General features: G+C 52.7%; 18 protein-coding genes. 2 read left to right on the top strand and 16 right to left on the bottom strand.

Translation table 11 applies throughout. The features are described from left to right. Nucleotides 1-8 precede the first annotated feature (8 nt). The 15 genes from BN3772_RS06370 to BN3772_RS06295 form a co-directional block, all read right to left on the bottom strand. Entirely contained in the window at nt 9-1,148 is a 1,140-nt protein-coding gene (locus tag BN3772_RS06370) for a glycosyltransferase family 4 protein (protein ID WP_042197913.1), read from the bottom strand. After that, nucleotides 1,142-2,335: a glycosyltransferase family 4 protein gene (locus BN3772_RS06365; RefSeq protein ID WP_042197911.1), complete on the bottom strand. Its 1,194-nt coding sequence runs from the start codon at nt 2,333-2,335 to the stop codon at nt 1,142-1,144. Before BN3772_RS06365 ends, BN3772_RS06370 begins: the two co-directional genes overlap by 7 nt. Further along, complete coding sequence (locus tag BN3772_RS06360; RefSeq protein WP_042197908.1) at nt 2,322-3,176, bottom strand: glycosyltransferase family 2 protein; 855 nt, start codon at nt 3,174-3,176, stop codon at nt 2,322-2,324. The genes BN3772_RS06365 and BN3772_RS06360 overlap by 14 nt, the downstream gene beginning before the upstream one ends. Nucleotides 3,177-3,473: 297 nt before the next feature. Then, entirely contained in the window at nt 3,474-4,862 is a 1,389-nt protein-coding gene (locus tag BN3772_RS06355; RefSeq protein WP_042173222.1) for an oligosaccharide flippase family protein, read from the bottom strand. Then, nucleotides 4,825-6,321 (bottom strand): O-antigen ligase family protein, encoded by a 1,497-nt coding sequence (locus tag BN3772_RS06350; RefSeq protein WP_042198056.1) that lies wholly within the window; start codon nt 6,319-6,321, stop codon nt 4,825-4,827. Before BN3772_RS06350 ends, BN3772_RS06355 begins: the two co-directional genes overlap by 38 nt. A 29-nt stretch (nt 6,322-6,350) precedes the next feature. Continuing rightward, nucleotides 6,351-7,124: a WecB/TagA/CpsF family glycosyltransferase gene (locus BN3772_RS06345; protein ID WP_042197906.1), complete on the bottom strand. Its 774-nt coding sequence runs from the start codon at nt 7,122-7,124 to the stop codon at nt 6,351-6,353. Next, nucleotides 7,121-8,467 carry an O-antigen ligase family protein gene (locus BN3772_RS06340; protein ID WP_042197904.1) on the bottom strand — a complete coding sequence of 449 codons (1,347 nt, stop codon included), beginning with the start codon at nt 8,465-8,467 and terminating at the stop codon, nt 7,121-7,123. Before BN3772_RS06340 ends, BN3772_RS06345 begins: the two co-directional genes overlap by 4 nt. 9 nt (nt 8,468-8,476) lie before the next feature. Beyond that, nucleotides 8,477-9,412 (bottom strand): glycosyltransferase, encoded by a 936-nt coding sequence (locus BN3772_RS06335; RefSeq protein WP_042197902.1) that lies wholly within the window; start codon nt 9,410-9,412, stop codon nt 8,477-8,479. Between the two features lie 25 nt (nt 9,413-9,437). Continuing rightward, nucleotides 9,438-10,130: a sugar transferase gene (locus BN3772_RS06330; RefSeq protein WP_042173210.1), complete on the bottom strand. Its 693-nt coding sequence runs from the start codon at nt 10,128-10,130 to the stop codon at nt 9,438-9,440. Between the two features lie 34 nt (nt 10,131-10,164). Then, on the bottom strand, nt 10,165-11,055 hold the full coding sequence (galU, locus tag BN3772_RS06325; RefSeq protein WP_042173208.1) for a UTP--glucose-1-phosphate uridylyltransferase GalU: 891 nt from the start codon (nt 11,053-11,055) through the stop codon (nt 10,165-10,167). 50 nt (nt 11,056-11,105) lie between these two features. Next, entirely contained in the window at nt 11,106-11,747 is a 642-nt protein-coding gene (locus tag BN3772_RS06320; protein WP_042197901.1) for a CpsD/CapB family tyrosine-protein kinase, read from the bottom strand. Next, nucleotides 11,731-12,471, bottom strand: coding sequence for a YveK family protein (locus BN3772_RS06315; protein WP_042197899.1), 741 nt, complete (start codon nt 12,469-12,471; stop codon nt 11,731-11,733). The genes BN3772_RS06320 and BN3772_RS06315 overlap by 17 nt, the downstream gene beginning before the upstream one ends. Nucleotides 12,472-12,890: 419 nt before the next feature. Then, nucleotides 12,891-13,526, bottom strand: a complete 636-nt coding sequence (locus BN3772_RS06310; protein WP_042173203.1) for a response regulator — start codon at nt 13,524-13,526, stop codon at nt 12,891-12,893. A gap of 23 nt (nt 13,527-13,549) precedes the next feature. Next, the gene (locus BN3772_RS06305; protein WP_042197897.1) at nt 13,550-15,196 is read right to left on the bottom strand and encodes a sensor histidine kinase; all 1,647 of its coding nucleotides are present in this window, start codon (nt 15,194-15,196) and stop codon (nt 13,550-13,552) included. A 623-nt stretch (nt 15,197-15,819) separates the two neighbouring features. Next, nucleotides 15,820-16,677 carry a helix-turn-helix domain-containing protein gene (locus BN3772_RS06295; RefSeq protein WP_042197893.1) on the bottom strand — a complete coding sequence of 286 codons (858 nt, stop codon included), beginning with the start codon at nt 16,675-16,677 and terminating at the stop codon, nt 15,820-15,822. A gap of 83 nt (nt 16,678-16,760) precedes the next feature. Between BN3772_RS06295 and BN3772_RS06290 the strand changes: the two genes are divergently transcribed. Beyond that, nucleotides 16,761-18,692, top strand: a complete 1,932-nt coding sequence (locus tag BN3772_RS06290; protein ID WP_042197890.1) for a beta-N-acetylhexosaminidase — start codon at nt 16,761-16,763, stop codon at nt 18,690-18,692. A 42-nt stretch (nt 18,693-18,734) separates the two neighbouring features. Here the strand turns inward: BN3772_RS06290 and BN3772_RS06285 are convergent, their stop codons facing one another. Further along, nucleotides 18,735-19,055, bottom strand: coding sequence for a hypothetical protein (locus BN3772_RS06285; RefSeq protein ID WP_042197888.1), 321 nt, complete (start codon nt 19,053-19,055; stop codon nt 18,735-18,737). 114 nt (nt 19,056-19,169) lie between these two features. On the opposite strand from BN3772_RS06285, the gene BN3772_RS31780 reads away from it, so the two are divergent. Continuing rightward, the coding region (locus BN3772_RS31780) for a hypothetical protein (RefSeq protein WP_052380402.1) at nt 19,170-19,935 on the top strand (766 nt) is incomplete at its 3' end.

Below are 19,935 nucleotides of genomic sequence, written 5' to 3'. Positions count from 1 at the left end.
AAGCAAGATCAGGTTGCCGCCAGCAGGCCTTTGTAGTAATCAACAATGTCTTTGACGGTATTCTCGATGACAAAATGCTCTTTCACCCGCTTTGTTCCATTCTCGGCCATCCGTCTCCGCTCTTCAGGATGGTTCAGCATCCAGAGAACGGATTCTGCAAGTATTCCGGCATCCCCTGGCTGAATCAGCAGCCCTGTCACTCCGGGAACTACGATCTCCACCGGCCCGCCTTCATTCGAAGCGACCACCGGCAGTCCCGCTGCCATGCCTTCTACGATAACCTGGCCGAACGGCTCAGGTGTAACCGATGTGTGTATCAGCAGATCGGCTTTTTGCATCAGTCCCTGTATATCATCCACATGGCCCAGCAGGCTGACATTCGTCAGATCATTCTGCTGGATCGTCCGGATTAATTCCTGCTTGTATTCCTCTTCCCCGAACAGCGCATCACCGGCCAGCCAGAATTTCACTCTGCTGTCCTGCTTGAAGGCTTTGGCTGCCTCCAGCACGATATGCTGGCCTTTCCAGTGTGCCAGCCGTCCAACCAGTAGGACGTTGAAATCCTTCTGGTCTCTCCTGCGCGTTCCCTCACTGATTGCCTTGGCGAAGGCGGAGTAGACAACGAGCGTCTTCTTCGTCTGCGGCAGCTCCAGCGCGTTCAGCGTAGAGTGGGAGTTGGCAATGACCCCATTCGGCAGCAGCCGTGACATCAGGCGGATGGCCTTGGCGACCACTGGCTTCAGATACGGGGCTCCAATATGGTCCCGGATATGCCAGATTAGCGGCACACCCGCTTTTTTGGCGGCAACCGCACCGTAGAACGCGGATTTCAGTGAATTGGTGTGTACGCAGTCCACCTTCTCCTGCTTCAGCAGGGGGGCAAGCTTGCTGCCGTAGGCCAGCAGCTTGAAGGCCGCTGCCGGAGCACCAAGGTTGACGGCGTTTCTGCCGCGGCTGCGGATGCTCTCATCAAGCGGGATAATGCGTACATCAATGCCTTTTTCACGCAGCCTTTCGGCGAGCGTACCCTCTTCAGCCAGAATCACGAGCGGCTCCACATTCTTTCCGATATTGGTGAGAATGTTGAACAGGGCAACTTCTCCTCCGCTCCATTTAGCGGTGTGATCAATATAGGCGACTTTTAGCATCCTGCAGCCACACCCTTTCCCAATGTCTGCAGAAATACGGATTCGACCTGATCACCGACATGCTGCCAGGTGTACTTCTCCAGGACATGAGTCCGGCATTCCTCGCGGCCCGGCAGCAGCTTGCGGTTACTGAGCATATGGATCATGCCCTCTGCCATATCCTCACTGGCGGCACTCTTGAACAGCAGCTCCGGACGGAAGCCCTGGAGTATTTCCTTGTTGCCGCCAACCGGGGTAGCCATGACCGGAAGTCCGGAAGCCAATGCTTCAACGGTAATCAATCCGAAGCCCTCCAGCGCCTGCGAGGGAACTACGAACATATCGGCTGCCTGGTAGTACGAAGCCAGCTCATGATCCGGAATATATCCGAGCAGCCGGACCTTGTTGCCAAGGCCGTAATCGGCGATTTTTTCTTCCAGCTCACCGCGCAGCGGTCCTTTGCCGCCGATTAGCAGAATTGCATTCGGGAAGCGCTCCGATACCTGCTTCCAGGCCTCCAGCAGCTGCAGCAGCCCCATGCGGTTCATCAGCCGCCGCACAGTCAATACGGTGGTTGCCCCCTCCGGCAGATTCAGCGTCCGCCGCACCGCCAGCCGGTTGTTCGCCGGAACGAAACGTTCCACATTGGCTGCACCCGGAATAACGACGATCTTGTGCAGCGGCACCCCGTGCAGCTGATGCAGCATATCGCGGAAGTATTCGCTCAGTACTATAAATTTATCAGCCAGCTTGTAAGCCTTACGTTCGATTGATTTGGCAATAGTTGTCTTGACCCGGTGCTTGATGCCCTGGCCTTCTATCTTCATCTCTTCATTCCACGGGCCGTGGAAGGTCATGATAACCGGTATGCCCCGCTTCTTCGCCTCAATTGCCGGCCCGACGCCATATGGGGCAAAGTGAGAATACAGAATGTCGATGCGTCCGCTGCCGCTGCCCATCAGATCGGCTGCTTTGCGCTGGAAGGCATCCTTGCGCTTCCAGATCGTCTCCTTGGGATCACCCGCATTATGGATAATCAGTTCCTTGGGAGTAGGCGGTGTCTCCTGGCTGCAGATCAGCGCATGCACCTGGTTGCGTGTGGAGAGCTGCTCGCAGACTGATTTGAAATACGTGTTCAGCCCGCCGGGCTGCAGCGACGGCCAGCTGAGGCCGGTCGTCATAATGTTAAGTCCGTCACTGTACGGCATAGCTTCTCTCCCCCTTCTTCCCTTTCTCCGCCTGACCCTGCGCATTATGCCGGGCCAGCCTGCCGGAGCTGGTTAATTCGTAATGCTTGAAGCCGACCATGAATTCATACATCACCCAGAATACGGATACCGCAAATCCGGAAATGCCTTTCTTGAACAGGCCATGCAGGAAATATTTCTGCAGGAAACGCGCCGGCGGCCGCAGCAGCAGATTTCTCAGCTTGAACGGCTTACCGCTGGCAAATGCACTTTGCGCTTCCAGATCAGTGTATTTGTTAAAGCGGGCTACATGGTCATTGATGCTGCGGAAGCCCTGATGCCAGAGGACACCGTTCAAACGCACTGTCCGCTCCTCCTCAACCTCAGGCATTTCATGCACCAGAGAGTTGCGGATTCCGTACTCCTTACGGTTGTACAGGCGGACCAGATATTCGCCTTTGTCCAGCCATTTGCCCAGGAAATCACCGATCCGGTACAGAGAGAAGGCTACTCCCCGGTCTGTCAGGCTAGGCTTGCGCTGCAGGATGTCCTGTGCCAGCTCGTCGCTGACCACTTCGTCGGTATCAATCAGGAAGACCCAATCATGGACGGCGCGTTCCACTCCGAATTCCCTTTGTTTGGCATATCCGGGCCATGGGTTGACGTATACCCGGCAGCCGAGGCTTTCAGCCAGCTGCACCGTCCCGTCTTTACTGCCTCCGTCGATTACAACCACCTCATCGGCGAATGTCCGGCAGGACTGAATTGCTTTGGATATGCGAACTTCGTCATCCTGAGCAATGATGACAACCGAAATCGGATAACTGCCCGGGCTGCCAAGCACGCTTGTCAATGAATCCATGAAGGTCTCCTCCTTTACTTGGGTGGTCCGGTGTGTGCCGTCGCTGCGGGAAATGTTTGGGCTTCCGATCGCTGTTGTTTTCTAATTTCTTTATCAGACTGCTGTTAGCAGTTGAAATTAGAAAACAGCTTATGCTTACGAAGTGAGCTTTTCTGCGAAAAGCTTTAAGGCGAACACTTCGTTTCTACAGCTCCAAACTTTCCCTCCGCTCCGTCATACACCGTCCCTTGGTTATTTAGCCGCTAAGTGCTCGCAACGTATCTTCTGCCCGCTGCAAAACACAAAATCACTTAACTGCTAACTACTGGTGTCCGCTGGTTTCTTGCGGATGTAAGAATTCATCGTTGTCTTCATCCATTGGATGTCCTCCCTGCTAATCAGCAGGCGGGGAAGCTTAACCTTCAGGTTATATCTGATATTAAGGATAATGAACAGGAAGCGGAGCGCAGCCGATGACAGCATTGCTACCCCTGCCCCGAACAATCCGAATTTTGGAACCAGCAGGAAGAGCAGCGGGATGACAAGAATCAGGCCCACCCCCTGCAGGATGGATACAAATTTCGGTTTACCCAGCGCCATAAAGGCCTGAGCCAGAATCAGGGTGCCTCCGCTGATTGTTACTTCCAGCAGCAGAAGGCGGAATACCGTCAGCGCTGTATTGAAATCCTTGCCGTACAAGAGCGGGATCACCAGTGGGGCTACCAGCATCAGGAACAGCGCGCCGAGCAGGGTGCAGGTGGTGCTGATCCGGAAAGCCTTGAAGGTCAGCGAGATCGCTTCATCTTTCGAAAGCTCGGAGGCTTTCGGGAACAGCACCACAGTAATCGAATTCGAGAAGAAGTTAACCATCCGCGACAGGCTCACTGCCACTGCGTACAGCCCCAGATCAGCCGGCCGCAGAAGGCCGGCGATTATGATCTGGTCGATATAGGTGGAGAACTGGCCTAGCAGATCATTACCGTAAGAACCCAGCCCGTAAGTGAACAGCCTTTTGAAATTACGGTAAGTGTCCCTCATCTTAACTCTGTAGGTTCGCAGCAGCAGGGTAGTCATCCAAATGAACAGCGGCACCGACGGAATCAGGTAGGCCAGTGCGGTAGTATACGGGTTCATACTGCCGGTAAGAATCAGAATACCGATTACAGCCAGCGTCAGAAGCGGAACCAGATACCTCTGCCAGTTGAAGGTTTTGTAATCCCCCCTGAACTGAAAGGCCGCGTTATTGATCTGGGAGACCACAATCAGCGGACACAGAATCATTGAACACTGGGCGAACAGCACAACCTCGGAACTGAAGGAATTGAGCCAATACGGAAGAACAAAAATGCCTACTACCATTGCCACTATCCCGAAGCTGAGGCCGATCAGCAGCGCCACCCGGTACAGCACTCCGGCTTCATCCGGGTTCTTCTTGGCATTGTAGATCAGTGCCGACGGAATTCCGAAGCTCATACTGAACGCCAGAAACTGTGACCAGTTCACCATCGCCGTCTGTTCACCCCGGCCTGTCGGCCCGAGGTAGCGGGCGGTCAGCACGCCTGTCAGCATATTGACCAGGAGAATCAGGATGCTGACCATCATCGTTTTCACTGCCGCCGAGCTGTTGTTCTTGCTCTGGGTAAACCGTTTGAGCGAGGACCATACCGCGCTAGTGGGTAGTGATTTGGCGTTCGACTGCTGCTGCATGCGGTGATCCCTTCTTTCTGCTTTCAATAATCTCTTTGGCGCCGAGACCAAGTCCAATCAGCATCCAGATCAGGTATCCCTTCAATCCGGGGAAGCCGTTATCAGACAGCAGGCTGACTACCGCTCCTGTCCAGGCTGCCAGCGAAAGCCTGGCATAGGGCTGGAGGCTGTCCTTGCTCGTGACCCTGCCTACAATCTGTTTGATGACCGCACCCAGTGCGCCAAAGAAGAACAAGGCGCCAAGTACTCCGAAGGTGAGCAGCAATGCGATAAACCCGTTATCCATATTTCCGTACTCGCCAAGCTCTCCTCCATTTCCTATCTTGGTGCTCTGTCCCACACTGCCAATCCCCTGGCCGACCGGATTGGATGCTACGAGCGGAACCATGTTCTGCCAGAGGGCAAGACGCTCATTGTAGGAATGATCCTCCTGCACCGAGGTTAAGGTCTCCATCCGTGCAACCAGTCCTTCGGCACCCGGAAGCTTGGGAACGATCCAGAACAATGCGGCGGCAACAAAGCCCAGCTGGAGCAGCGTCTTCCATTTGCCTTTGGAGGGTGAGGAAGCGATGTAGACCAGCAGCATCACCAGCAGGACCAGCCAGGCTGCGCGGACCAGTGTGGTCAGCAGGCAGATTACGACGAGCAGGACGCCGATCCAGCGCAGTGTACCCTGCCATCTGCGTTCAAGGACCATCGGCACCAGGGCGAAGACCAGGAAGGTGGCCGCCGGCCCGGGTGAATTCAGTGTGGAGAATACCCGGACTTCCAGCGGATACGGCGTTCCGATGGAGATCATATCGGCATTGCGCATCCAGAAGGCATCCCACGGCGGAACGGTCAGATACTGAATGATCCCATAGGCGGCTACCAGCACTGCAATGTTGGCAAAAGCATACAGCAGCCGGTCAATGTCCTTCGGCGTAAACCTTGTTACCGCAAAATAAGGAATCAGCAGCAGCGGTACGATGTAATTGGCCAGATCGTACACAGAGCCTACTCCGTTCTTTGCCAGCCCGATGATGGCGCCGTAAGCCAGTGCTACGGAGAACAGCAGGAGAATCCGGGTCGATGATTTGCGGATCCGGTGAATCTCACGCAGCACCGGAATGGCAAGGGTAGCCCCCGTCAGCAGCGGCGCCAGGCTAAGCAGCGAAACCGGGTGGTATACACCCTCGGACCAGTCCGCAATGCGTCTCAGCTCCGGGGCCACCGCCCAGATCAGCAGCGTGTAAGCGATCAGCTGCTTCGGCTTCAGCAGTGCCAGGAGGAGGGCGGGAAAGAGAAGTCCCGCCAGTATCGCTCCCTGCAGACTGTCGGAGGCACTGAGCTGCGCACTCGCATACCCGATAACCAGCGGGATTCCAAGACATATGGCACTGATCAGCGCCATGGCCGCGCCTGATTTCAAGGTGCCCAGAGAGGGCAGCGATAGCCCGCTTTCTTTGTCCTCCGTCATCTTCTTTCCCCCTCCTGCCGGCAGCTTCATTATTCAAGGCTTCTGCCCTTCACTCTGTCCTTCTTGCGCAGCTCCTTGAGCAGCAGCACTAGGAATTGGGCATCGTCTACAAGATATCTTTTCCAGAGTCTTCCCGGCTCCTGGCTTAACCGCCAGAACCATTCAAGCCCTGTCTTTTGCATAAAGTCCGGCGCCCGCTTCACGGAGCCGGAGAGAAAATCAAAGGTTGCCCCGACGCCGATCGAAATCGGTGCCTGGTAAGAGTTGTAATGTTGGTATATCCATTTTTCCTGCTTCGGCGCGCCTACACCGACGAATACAATATCAGGCCTGCTGTCCGTCAGCATCTTGATGATGTGCCGGTTCTCCTCCTCGTTATGCTCAAAGCCGTAGGAGGGGGAATAGCAGCCGACGACATTAATACCAGGATAGGCCGCTTTTAAATTCATTGTCGCCTTCTCCGGTACACCTTCCGCCGAGCCAAGGAAGAACAGCCGGTACTTCCTTTGCTCAAAAGCATTGCCCAGCCGGCTGAACAGATCAGCACCGGATACCTTCTGCTTGAGCGGCTTGCCGAGCATCTTGGAAGCCCAGATCAGCGGCATGCCGTCTGCGACTACCGCGCCTGCTTCGGAATATACGGTCTGGAATTCCTTGTCCTTGCGCAGCTTGATTACATGATCGACATTGCAGGTCAGGATGTAGGACTGGCTCCTCTCCTGAATCGTTTTGTCGATGTAATCCAGCAGATCCATGAAATCATAGTTATCAAAGTTAACATCGAACATATTCACTTGGTTCATCGTATCACTTCTTTTTGTGGGGAATCGGATGGCTGTGAAGATCGATACAAGCAGTTCAGATACCAGCAGAACGGAATGATGAGTTGGACCGTCGACAGCGTGTTGTCTGAAAAAGAATAAATGAGAAACGCTGCAATCAAGAGAGCGTAATAGGGTCTGACCGGCGGAGCCAAAGCTCTGTAAACTACAAGAAACACAGCCAATAAGGAAAGCAGCAGCAGGATGGCGCCAATGTACCCTCCATCGTAATAGAACCGGATATACTCATTGTGCGGAACCACAAATCCGTAATAGAGTGTGCCGTCATTGGCTACGGTGGCTGATCCAAGCCCCCGGCCCGCCCAGGGCGAACCGGCTGCCTTGTTCAGGAAAAACTCCCACGCCTCCGTCCGGCCCGACAGGTCAATCCCCGTCTCCGTTGTCCGTTCAAACGAACGTTTTCTGAGATTGTCCAGCTGCAGATATACAGCTCCGGAGAGTACGATCCCCCCGCCCAGCAGCAGGATTAAATACTGTGACTTACCCTTTAAGTACTGACGCGAGATGTCGTAGAAATAATAGAGAACCATTGGCACCAGGGCCAGCATCGGTCCCCTCGTCCCTGTTCCTACCAGAATCAGGAAGTTCAGGGCCAGCATGGCGTAGAATAAGCGGATATGCTGCGGACTGCGCTTAATCTCAATGAAGCAGACTGCCACACCTATGAAGGCCAGCATCGCCAGATGCGGTGCAATGTTCGCTCCCTGCAGCCGTACAGCACCCGTGAATTCTATAGCGAGAAGAGAATGCATCCCTGCCGCCTGCAGCAATATCCCTAGCCCTACACTGATCACAGGCAGCATCGCAATGATGCGGATCTGCTTGTCGGCAACCTCCTTCTTCCAGTTAATCAGCAGAAACACGAAGGGGAGCGACAATCCGATAAAAGCTTTTACAGCAATGGATGAGCTCATCTCCGGCAGCCAGGCTGAGAAGCCGAAGGTGATAATCAGCAGTGTGAACATGGCCCACAGGGGAGGACTAAGCTTGAACCTCAGCCCGTTGACCAGAATGCAGGGTACCAGCAGCATCAGAATCATCAGCTTGTAGAGCGAAAGAATTTCGATGCCGAACATGCTGCCGCTATACAAAAAGTTGATCGAGACCGCCGTTGTCAGGAGTACGAAATAACTGATTACATCGGGACGTGAGATGGAGACAGTCAGTAAAATAATCAAGAGTACGGCCGCTACCGCAAATACCGGCTGGTAAATGACCGCGGTCCCCAAAAGAAGAGCGGACACGAGGTAGAGCATTCCGTATGGCAAAGCGTGTAATTTAGTGCCCCACTCAAAATTAGTCATTGTCTTCCCTCACCCCGCTGCAGATTCCCTCTTCCGGTTCCAAAACATGTGAAGCGTCCCGCGAATGCTCTCCAGGCGGCACCTGTTCAGCAGCTTTCTGCCCCGGCTTCTGGAGAAGACCGAGTCGGCCATCACATACACGATTTTGGCAGCCGTCTTACCCAGCAGCAGCAGATTCCCCTTTAGCCCTTCGCTTTTCATGGCGTTAGAGATGCCCTGGCTGTAATACCTTTTCATGATCCAGTCTTCGGTCAGGCGCCCTGCAGCCACGAAATGGTCAACGGACATCTGCGGATGATACAGGATGGTGTGTCCCTGTCTTTCCAGCTGTCCGAAGAGCCAGGTTTCTTCGCCCGAGATGAGCGAATCGCCCTTTCTTCCGAGATCCAGCGGGAACAGGCTGATATTAAATGCCGGCTTGCGCATCGCCATGTTAGCTCCGCACGGATGCAGCCGTTTCGGATATTCCCTGATCTTGTTGCCCAAATCAACAATGGTGTAAGGCAGCTCAAACGGCTTGATCAGCCAGTCCGGGCGCTTGCTCTCGAAGATCGGGGCAACCTTTCCGCCCATGGCCATCACTTCCGGCCTTTCCTCAAAGGTGCTGATTATTGTTGTAATCCAATTCCGGCAAGGTATCGCATCATCATCCAGAAAAGCAATAATCTGCGATTTGGAAGCCAGAATTCCTGTATTCCGGGCCGCCGATAATCCCTGTACCGGCTCCAGAAGGTAACGGATATCCATTTCTGCACCATGCGCTTCAATGAAGCCCTTAATCTCCGCCGCTGTATTGTCGGGGGAATTGTTATCCACCACGATAATCTCAGCCCGATGCAGATTCTCAAGTCCAGTCAGCGAATGAAGGGTTTTAACCAGCAGCGCCGATCTGTTGTAGGTGCAGATAATAATGGAAACCTGTGGGATTTCTCCGTACTCAGTCATCGGCAATCACCCAATTCCCATATTTTTAATAAGCATCCTTGGAACCGAGCAGCATAAGGCCGGTTTTGAAAATGATCTTCAGGTCCAGCATCGTGCTCCGGATATGGATATAAGTCAGATCCAGCTGCACCATTTCATCAAAGCCTACACTGTTTCTGGCATTTACCTGCCAGTATCCGGTGCAGCCCGGTGTAACAAGCAGCCGCTGCTTGTCGTAATCCGTATACTGCGCCACCTCTTCAACGAGCGGAGGACGGGGGCCGACCAGACTCATATGGCCCATCAGCACGTTCCAGAGCTGAGGCAGTTCATCGATGCTCGTCTTGCGGATGAATTTTCCGATCCGGGTGATGCGGGGGTCATCCTTGATCTTGAACATCGCCCCGCTCACTTCGTTGTATGCCATCAGGTTCGCTTTGAGCTCCTCCGCATTGGAAACCATGGACCGGAATTTATACATCGGAAACAGCACCTCGTCCTTGCCCACTCTGTTCTGCCGGAAGAACACCTTGCCTTTGGGATCCTCCAGCTTGATCAGGACGGCCACAAGGGCGAAGAGCGGCAGCAGTACGAGAAGACCAAGGGCGGAGAAAAGAATATCAATGATCCGCTTCATTACCAGATAGGAATCCATTCCTTTGCTTCCTTCTTTGGCATGCAGCATGTAAAGTTTCGGCAGGACGGCCTCGTAGTCTTCCGGCAATTTTTGCATGCTCATTTCTTCTCATTCCTCCTAAAAGTTTAAAATATTATTAGCTGCTAAGTGTGGTTTGTCCGGCTTTGCTGAGCCATTCTGCCATCGCATCCATTACCGGGTAGCGGAGATCATCGCTCTGGAGAGCAAATTCCAGTGTAGTCAGGATATAGCCGAGACGTTCGCCGACATCATATCGGGTTCCGTCGAAGTTATAGGCATAGACCCGTTCGCTCTGGTTCAGCTTCTGGATAGCATCTGTAAGCTGAATTTCGCCGCCGGCGCCTTTTTCTTGCAGATCGAGATATTTGAAGATTTTTGGAGTGAAGACGTAACGTCCCATGATTGCCAGGTTAGACGGGGCTGAGCCCAGCGGCGGTTTCTCCACGAAATTGTTAACCCGGTAGAGCCGTCCGTCCTGCAGATCCGGTTCAATAATCCCGTACCGGTTAGTGAATTCATCCGGAATCTCCTGTACTCCGATGACCGAGTTCTGTGTTTCCTCGTACTGGTCGATCAGCTGCTTGAGGCAAGGTGTCTTCCCGGTTACGATGTCATCCCCGAGCATAACGCCGAAGGGCTCGTCTCCGATAAAGCGGCGTGCGCACCATACGGCATGCCCCAGGCCCATCGCCTCTTTTTGACGGATGTAGTGAATTTCTACTTTGGAGGAACGCTGAACCTCTTTGAGCAGCTCCAGCTTTCCGTCCTCCAGCAGGCGGGATTCCAGCTCGAACGCATTGTCAAAGTGATCCTCGATCGCCCGCTTGCCTTTACCGGTAACGATAATAATGTCCTCAATACCGGAAGCAATCGCTTCTTCCACGATATATTGGATGGTCGGCTTGTTGATGATTGGAAGCATTTCCTTAGGCATAGCCTTTGTGGCAGGAAGGAAGCGCGTTCCTAGCCCAGCTGCAGGGATAATTACCTTCTTTACCTTTTTCATCGCACTTACCTCCTGATCGTTATGTGTGGGTTTTGAGACTTAAGGAACTCTTATCTGGCCTGATTCATGGCAATGCCTAGAATATTCGACCCGCTCTGCTCAAGCAGCGTCTTCAGCTTACGGACTGCCTCACGTTTTGTTTTGCCGTGCCTGGCCACCAGGATGACTCCGTCGGTGAGCGGGGCAAGAATACGGGCATCACTGTATTCCACTGCCGGAGGTGTGTCGAGCAGGATCAGATCGAAGCTGTTCTTCAGCTCCTCCAGCAGAGTGGCCATTTTGGAATTGCCGAGAAGATCCGGAGGACTGATGCGGGTCTTGCCTGCCGGAACCACGGCCAGATTGGCCAGATTTCCGTATACAGCAATATCCTTCGCTTCCTCCTGGCCGCTCAGATAAGCGGCAAGCCCTTCACTGCCCTCTACCTCGAACACCGCATGCAGTCCGGGACGACGCAGGTTGCAGTCGATAACCGCTACCTTCTTGCCGTCCTGGACAAAGGATACGGCCAGATTGGACAGAACCGTCGTCTTCCCCTCTCCGCCTTCAGCCGAGGTGAAGAGAAGCACCTTTCCGCTGTCGCCTCCCGTCAGCCCGAGCTGACGGATATAGGTGCGGAGCGAACGAAAGGTTTCGGAGATATGCGAGGACGGGTTCAAGTCTGCAATCAAGCTTTTATTCAGCCGTAACATAAGCACCCTCCCCTACTCTTGCATCGGCATTAGCCGCTCTGCCCAAATCACGCTTGCGGATGACCGGAATGCTGGCAATGACCGGCAGTCCGACATCAAACTCTGCTTCCTTCTCCGTGCGGAGGGTTCCATTCAATGTTTCCAGCAGCAGGATGATTCCGACTGCAGCCATAAGTGAAACCACAAAGCTGATGACCAGATTCATGGCTACACCGCCGTTAGCCGGTGCCGGAACATCGGCCGGATCAGCCGGTGTCAGGAAAGTAACATTATCCAGCATCATCAGTGACGGCAGGCTGCGGATGAAGCTTTGCGAAACCGCGTTAACAATGTTGGCAGCCGTGCTGTAGCTTTCGTCCTGCACATTCAGATTGATAACCGAGCTTTTCTCAGAGGATCTTACCTGCAGCTTTGCAGCCAGCTGTTCTTCCGTAAGACCAAACTCAGGATGATCAGCAACAACACTGCTCAGAATTGCGGGGGACTTCATAATTTCCTTGTAGCTCTCGATGAGGTTCAGGCTGAAGTTCAGATTGTTAAGATTGTTGCTCTCGGGTACATTTGCGGTATTGTTGACCAGCAGCTGTCCGGAGGCGGAGTAGACGGGTGTAACGAAGTTCTTGCTGACATAGAAGGTAGTGGCACAGGAGACTAATACAAAAATCGTGATCAGCCAGAGCCTCTTCTTTATCAGGTTAATGTAATCCAAAATCGTCTTTTCCACAGTAACCCTCCTTCCGCATTCATTACGTTCTGAAAGCATTCATGAAAGTTTCAGATATCTTGTGTCTTATTCTATCAATCTGTACGGGTTATCACATGGCTCCTCCCATTACTTTAATGTTCACTTTCGTGTGAGTGAATTTGGTGCCTATGCGGGGCTGAATGGTATACTTTAGTACCATACCCCGGCGAAAATCCAGCTGATGGATGGGAGCTAAGCCGACGTCAGCTCCAAGCCTGTCTTTATAAGGATGCGATCAACTTACACTTCACGTTAGATTCACTAAAAGAATCCACAGAAACAGCCCCGGTCTTTGCGAAAAGACCGGGGCTGTTTCTGTAATATTCGTGTTGTTGCAAAAAAAAACACGGACATCCTTGTCCGTGCTCTGTTATCTCTATAAACGTTATGAATGGCTGTTAATCGTAGGACATTTCATACTTGGTCAGTCCGACTGCATTGGCGTACAGCGCTGCCTGCGTACGGTCAGCAACCTGCAGCTTCGCCAGAATCTGGCTTACATGCTTCTTGACGGTGAATTCACTGATGAACAGGCGCGAAGCAATATCCTTGTTGCATGCACCCTGGCCGAGTTCAATCAGTACTTCCTTCTCCTTAGGTGTCAATTCGTCGGTAGGACTGCTGCCGCTCATCCGCATCTTATCTTCCATAAGTCCGGGATCATAATACTTCCGGCCCTTATAAACCAGCTGGATTGCAAACAGCAGTTCCTCCGGCAGGGCTTCCTTTAGCACGTACCCGTCAACCAGTACCTCTTCGGCTTTGAGGAAGTCTTCCCGGCTTGCCGATGAGGTGAGCAGGATGAACTTGCTGGAAAGTCCGCGGGCCCGGGCACTCTTGATAACATCAAGGCCCGATTCATCCGCCAGCCGCAGATCTATCAGAACAAGATCAGGCTGTGTCTCTTCAATAACCAGAAGAGCTTCCTGGCCATTCGTTGCTTCGCCTGCAAAATGCAGATTCGGCTGCATGGAAATGACCGCTGCCAATCCTCTTCTCACCAACGGGTGATCATCAACAATGACGATATTCACTTGAATGACCTCCTGCCTAAAGTTTATGCATTCTTTAATTCAGCCACGCCGACAGGTATCGAAATCGAAATCTTGGCGCCTGCATTCTCGCTGCTGGAGATATGAAATTCTCCGCCCAGCGACTGAGTCAGATACTGCATATTCTTCATACCAAGCCCGCCGGTAGTATCTTCAGACGTAGTCCACAGCAGATCGGTGTCGAAACCGATTCCGTCATCTGTAATGGAAAGTCTGATCCATTTAGGCTTCAGGGACAGCTCAACATCCACCCGGCTGGCAGCACCATGACGTATGGCGTTGCCTGTCGCCTCGGATATTATCCGGAAGAGTGCCTTGTGGTAAGGATAAGGGAGGCTGAAATCATCCCCCGTTATTTTCAGTTCAATCTCCACATCATTGAGCCTGGACAGGCTCTTAAGATGTGATCTGACCATCCCAAGCCAGGTGGGTCCGCCGCTTTTTTTAGAACTGAGGCTGTAAATCGTAATCCGCAGCTCCTTGGCAACCCGGGTTGCCGAATCATGAATCAGGTCAATCTGCTCTTCAAGCTCCGATTCGGACATTTTGCGCCAGGTCTGCTTCAGGGAATGGGTTGCGTATACGATGCCGAACAGGCTCTGCGATACGCTGTCATGCATCTCATCTGCGATCCGGTTCTGCTCATTCGTGATAATCAGACGGTTCTCGATGACCCCAAGCTCATGCCGCTCCAGAATGATCGCACTAAGCTCTGACAGGAACATCAGCTGCTGAATGTACCATCTGCGCCCTTCAAGTCCTTCCGAAGATTCCAGCTTCACGCCGATCATACCGACAAAGCGGGTACTCATTCTTACCGGCATCAGCAAAAAATCGCCAAGGCCCGGCATACTCTTGAACACCGGCTCACGCTGCAGCCTCCACTCGTGCTCATGCTTTTCCAGCTCTGTGAACAAAAAGCGTTCCTCTTCATGCTGCCAACCGGTCTGCCGGCTCTGCGGAGCGGGCTCACCGCTCTTTTTGGCAAACCAGAATAAGGCCTTATCCAGCTTGGTCAGCTTCACTACGTAATCTGTGATGACCTGGCCGATATTCATGAAGTCATGCTGGCTGGAGGTTTCTACGATGTGATAGAGCGATTTAATATGCTCCATGGTTTCGTTGGTCCGCGCGTTCGCTTCTTCCCGCTGCCGCTTGATCCTGTTAACCATCTGCATAACTATAACCGCAAGTACCAGGGCTAGAAACAGGTTGCCGTTCTGCAGCACTGCATCTGATAAAGATTTGCCCGCGGAACTAACAAATATATAGCAAAACCCGGTTATCATAACAATATAGCTCAGCAGCAGCCCCCATCCGAAATACATGGACAGCGATCCCGCCGCGATAAGAACAGGGTTAAGTACGTAAAGCTTGAATACACTGTCAAAACCGCCTGTCAGTAAGGTCAGTGCAATAACGCCAGCCATCTCTATACTGACTGCGAGCATTAGAACCCGCGGTCTGGCCCGGAGCCTCCGGTAAATGATTACGAATACTTGTGCTGTTAAGAAAAGCGAGACGATTAATAGGGATTTATAAATGACGGAAGGCCCCGTATGGTCCAGGAGGTACATCAGAGATGTGAGGGACAAAGAAAAATATCTGTAAAAAGCTATCATTTTGTCTTCCGCAGTTGATTTGATTTTCATCCCACCACCCTATTCTCCACCTTTTTTGGAAAATGCGAGCTTATCAAAGCTTTGTTTAAAAGCATCATACATGAGAAAAATCACAATAACAAGTTTCTATGTTTATTGACAACGTTTTCTTTGCAAAAAAATAACATTGCGACCTAATTTTTTTTGAGGTATTTATTATATTTTTATTCGTTTCACCAAAAACTAGTACAACATATCATACCCGGCTCGCCGTATACGCAAAACAGCCTGTCCGTAAGCGGACAGGCTGTTTTGCGGCGTACAATATCGGTTGCGGGCATTTACGGGCCAATCCCGCTCAGCTGGATACTGCCGGCCCTGGATGCGGCTGCTTAATATTACAAATACAAATCTGGTAACGCTGCTCTCCAACAATATGATAACCGGTGGAAAGTACACGGACTGTATGATCATTGCGCACATCAACCTTGTGGAGAATACGGCAAGTAATGCAGTAACATTCTCTCATGGTTTCATCTCCGGTAAATGCATAGTCAAATAGCACTAAACTTTCTGTTAATATTAGCTAAATAATAGCACCCTATTTTTATAAGTGTCAACATAAATCAGCATAATCCGACAAATTTCTTCTATTTCAGCCATGAATTCATCCGCTAAAGGACGCTGCTGCGGCACAGCTGCGGGGAGATGCCCATGTATTTCTTGAACAGTCTGGAGAAATAAAACGGGTCGCTGTAATGCAGAATGCCCGAAATTTCCTTGACCTGCAGAGAGGTATTCAGCAGCAGATGCTTCGCCTCCCCCATCTTGAGCCTATGGATATATTCATGCAGCGGATAACCGCTGCTGCTGCGGACCATCCGGCGCAAGGTTGACATGGATATATGGTGCTTCGCGGCAAGCTCCTGCAGATCAGGCTGCTCATAGATGCAGGCCTCCAGATCCCTGCGGATGAGCTGAAGCGTCCCCGGCTTCCAGAGCCGCTGGTGATCCCGGACCACAAAGAAGCACTCGAGCAGCATAGCCTCCAGCCGCAACGCCGCACGGTCGGCATCAGCAGGAATACCGCCGTCCATCAGGCCCAGCACCTCCTCAAAGAAATCTGCAAGCCCCGGAAGCCTGCCGGCCTGAATGACACTTTCATCAGGTATAATTCCTGCTTCCAGCCATTCACCCACCCGGCTTCCTGTAAAGTTAATGTAGTATTCATCCCAGCTTCCGCCGGGGGGCGGACCATAGCTGTAACAGCAGCCCGGCCGGAAAAAGAACAGGCTCCCTTCCCCAACCAGCCGGTCCTCGCCCCCATCCTCAGACATTACCCCTGAGCCCGATACGATATAGACCATCGCCCAGTGACCGAACACCACATTACTGCGGAACAGCGTTCTGCCCGGCAGATGCCCAACCTGCCCGACCCGGATTGCCCTTAACCTAAGCATAGAAGCATCCAGCTTGGGATCAATGATTCTTAGCGGATAAGGGCTGATCATATAATCCATGAGCTTGGGCATACACTCTATTCCTCCTTCTATTTCAGCATGCTATCGTTATTTACAGGTGATCATATTCTACATGAATAAGAGGTGTCTCAGCTATGTCTAAAATCTGCGCTTTGCAGCTTTTGCCCTATCCGCAGACTCTAACGGTCTTAGAGGGGCTGTTTCGCATCCCTTTGAACAGCTCTATCATTATCCCTGCAGCAGAGAACCGGGATATACTGCCCGCAGCCTGTAAGCTGCAGCAGATAATCAGCCGGGCGCTGCAGCTTAGCCTGCCCCTCTCTATCGGCTTTCGTTCCTCTGCCCTGCCGGCTGCGAGCTTCCATTACAGCCCGCTGCTTCCTGCACAGGGATACGAAATTACAGCCGGGGCAGACGGAATAGTTATAAGCTACAGTACTCCGGAAAGGGCTTATTATGCTGTAGCTACACTGAAGCAAATTCTGGAGCAGTGCGGCAGAGAGCTGCCTTACCTGTATATCCGCGATCAGCCGGATTTTGCCGCCCGCGGGCTGATGCTTGATATTAGCCGCAATAAAATCCCAAAGCTGGAAACCTTAATGCAGATTGTTGATTTAATGGCTGACCTGAAGCTTAATCAGTTACAGCTATATATAGAAGGTTCTCCTTTTGCCTACGAGTCCTTTCCGCAGGTCTGGGAGCTGGAAACACCGGTTACGGGCGACGAAATATTGCGCCTGGATGCATATTGCCGCGAGCGTTATATTGAGCTTGTACCGAACCAGAACAGCTTCGGCCATATGGAGAATTGGCTGACCCGTCCGGAATTCAATCACCTGGCCGAAATTCCCGGAGGCTTCAAGCTGCCTGAGAGCATGTATGACCACGATCTTTACCCGGACGGACTATTCATGCAGCCGGGTACATTCCGAACAGAGCATCCTGAAGTCCTTGAGCTCCTGGGAAAAATGTACGACGATCTTCTGCCCTACTTCACTTCCGCGCAGTTCAATGTCGGCTGTGATGAAACTTATGAACTGGGGCTTGGCCGGAGTAAAGCCCTTGCTGATACCGGAGGCAAGGGTCCGCTATACCTGTCCTTCCTGCTTGAAATTCATAAACTGGTCACTGCCAGGGGGAAAAAGATGCAGTTCTGGGGGGATATTATCATTCAGTATCCCGAGCTGATACCGCTTCTTCCGAAGGATATTATCGCCATGGAATGGGGCTATAGTGCAGGCCATCCCTTCGAAGCGGACACCCTGAAATTCCGTGAGGCGCAAATCCCGTTCTATGTCTGTCCGGGTACGAGCTCCTGGAATTCGCTGACCGGCCGCACCGACAACATGCTGGCCAATCTGCGCAGCGCAGCTGTACACGGCAAAGCGAACGGCGCAATCGGCTATCTCATTACCGACTGGGGCGATTTCGGCCACTGGCAGCATCTGCCGGTCAGCTATGCCGGATACGTCTTCGGTGCCGCACTCGCCTGGAGTGTCGATAACAATCTGGAGGCCGATACGGCGGGATACCTGAACAGCTTCATCTTCCGCGACCGCTCAGCCGGAATCGGCCAGCTCCTGCTTGACCTCGGCAATTATTACAAGCTGGAGTCCGGCGCCCTGCGTCCTAATGATACCGAAATGTCCATGCTGCTGCGCAGCCGGCTGGACAATATGGGGATTGCCGGCAAGCTTAGCCCGGAGCAGCTGGATCAGCTGGAGGAATATATACTCGGCATTGAGGACCGCCTGGAGGTGCTGTCCTTAGGCTGTGCGGATGCAGAGCTTGTGATGCTTGAGCTGCGTAACGGCATTCACTTTGTGAAGCATGCCGTACAGCTCGCCCGGATCAAGCTGCAGCTGGCCGGAGCAACGGAGCCGCCCGGCCCGGCCGTTATCCGCAGGCAGATTCATGATCTTGAATTGCTGCTGCACGGCTATCGCGGGCTATGGACCCGGCGCAACCGGCCGGGCGGACTTCCGCAGAGCATCAGCAGGCTGCTCCGCCTCAAGGAGGAGTACGAAGCCCTTCTCCTCAGCCTTACTGAGCATACAGGGAATTAACAGAAGCAATAATGAGAGCAGCCGGATAATTTCCGGCTGCTCTCATGAATTTCTTCCCGGTTTAAGGCGTCTGTCCCGCAGGAATTCCTCCCTCACTTCTTCATACTGGTTAATCAGCATTTCCCGTTCTCTGCGTTCATGCGCCTCCCGCAATCCGCTCTCCGGCATCACAGTCTCATCCTCACTAATCGCCCAGATATCAGAGAACAGATAATCCCTGATTTCAACTACCGTTCCGCTAAGCCTTCCTCCCCGCCAGAGCAGACCGCCGGCACTGCGGATAACCGCACGCCCGTCAGGCGTAACGGCCTTCTGCCCGATACGGATCCGGGCCAGCATCTGCCCGAATGTGTACCACTGCATCTGCACATTCCCCCTTCAAATTCTAATTGAAATAGATGTTAATGCAGCATACAATCATAGTATCAAAACAGCATAGATTTACAGACAAACCTTATAGTGACAGGGGACAAGCCGATGGATTGGCTGAATGATTATGAGCAGGAGCTTCAAGCTGTTTTTCAGGAATGCAAAGCAAGCATTGCCGCATTTCCGGAGCCGCTGAACTTCAGGGGGTTGGCTTATCTGGAGCAGTTCGATGTTTTCCGGGCCCGCAGCAAAAAGAATTATATCTGCTATCTGCTTCCGTTCTGGCTGCGCAGTGAATGCGGGCTGAGCGCGCAGCAGACACACATCATGTCCTCAGGCAATGTCCTTCTGATGCTTTATTTCTTTTTGCAGGATGATCTGATGGATAACCGGCGCAGTTCGGCCGCTGAGCTGCTCCCGCTGGCCAACTTGCTGTATGCGGAGTTTTTTGACCGCTACCGCCCGCTGTTTTCTGCAGAGTCCTCCTTTTGGAGCCACTTCAAGCGTTATCTCTTCGAATGGTCTGACAGCGTCAGCAATGAAGCTTCCGGTAACTACTACTATAACGACCGCAGCCGGATTGCCGCCAAAGCGGCACCGCTCAAGCTTTCAGCTACAGGCGCTCTGCTGCTCACCGGCTCTGCGGCCTCTATACCGGCTGCTGAAGCTGCTGTCCAGGAGGTCCTAATCACGCTGCAACTGCTCGATGATTATGAGGACTGGGAAGAAGATCTGGCGGAGGGCAGCTATAATTGCCTGCTGGCTCTGGCCGGCAGACAGCTGTACCCTGACAATCCCGAAGCCCGCCTGACCCCTGTTGAGGTCAACCATTTCATTTATACAGCCGGCGGTCTTATCTCGTATGCCGTCTTCT

Source organism: Paenibacillus camerounensis, from assembly GCF_000723885.1.
Taxonomy (GTDB): Bacteria; Bacillota; Bacilli; order Paenibacillales; family Paenibacillaceae; genus Paenibacillus_AQ; species Paenibacillus_AQ camerounensis.
The sequence above is the reverse complement of the archived record's forward strand: the minus strand, read 5'-3'. Positions and strand labels throughout refer to the sequence as shown.

Excerpts from the sequence above, each read along its gene's own strand:
- BN3772_RS06320 (WP_042197901.1), bottom strand. The coding sequence starts at position 11,747 with ATGTTACGGCTGAATAAAAGCTTGATTGCAGACTTGAACCCGTCCTCG.
- BN3772_RS06340 (WP_042197904.1), bottom strand. The coding sequence starts at position 8,467 with ATGACTAATTTTGAGTGGGGCACTAAATTACACGCTTTGCCATACGGA.
- BN3772_RS06305 (WP_042197897.1), bottom strand. The coding sequence starts at position 15,196 with ATGAAAATCAAATCAACTGCGGAAGACAAAATGATAGCTTTTTACAGA.
- BN3772_RS06345 (WP_042197906.1), bottom strand. The coding sequence starts at position 7,124 with ATGAACCAAGTGAATATGTTCGATGTTAACTTTGATAACTATGATTTC.
- BN3772_RS06295 (WP_042197893.1), bottom strand. The coding sequence starts at position 16,677 with ATGCCCAAGCTCATGGATTATATGATCAGCCCTTATCCGCTAAGAATC.
- BN3772_RS06290 (WP_042197890.1), top strand. The coding sequence starts at position 16,761 with ATGTCTAAAATCTGCGCTTTGCAGCTTTTGCCCTATCCGCAGACTCTA.
- BN3772_RS06285 (WP_042197888.1), bottom strand. The coding sequence starts at position 19,055 with ATGCAGTGGTACACATTCGGGCAGATGCTGGCCCGGATCCGTATCGGG.
- BN3772_RS06370 (WP_042197913.1), bottom strand. The coding sequence starts at position 1,148 with ATGCTAAAAGTCGCCTATATTGATCACACCGCTAAATGGAGCGGAGGA.
- BN3772_RS06360 (WP_042197908.1), bottom strand. The coding sequence starts at position 3,176 with ATGGATTCATTGACAAGCGTGCTTGGCAGCCCGGGCAGTTATCCGATT.
- BN3772_RS06365 (WP_042197911.1), bottom strand. The coding sequence starts at position 2,335 with ATGCCGTACAGTGACGGACTTAACATTATGACGACCGGCCTCAGCTGG.
- BN3772_RS06335 (WP_042197902.1), bottom strand. The coding sequence starts at position 9,412 with ATGACTGAGTACGGAGAAATCCCACAGGTTTCCATTATTATCTGCACC.
- galU (WP_042173208.1), bottom strand. The coding sequence starts at position 11,055 with ATGAAAAAGGTAAAGAAGGTAATTATCCCTGCAGCTGGGCTAGGAACG.
- BN3772_RS06330 (WP_042173210.1), bottom strand. The coding sequence starts at position 10,130 with ATGAGCATGCAAAAATTGCCGGAAGACTACGAGGCCGTCCTGCCGAAA.
- BN3772_RS06355 (WP_042173222.1), bottom strand. The coding sequence starts at position 4,862 with ATGCAGCAGCAGTCGAACGCCAAATCACTACCCACTAGCGCGGTATGG.
- BN3772_RS06350 (WP_042198056.1), bottom strand. The coding sequence starts at position 6,321 with ATGACGGAGGACAAAGAAAGCGGGCTATCGCTGCCCTCTCTGGGCACC.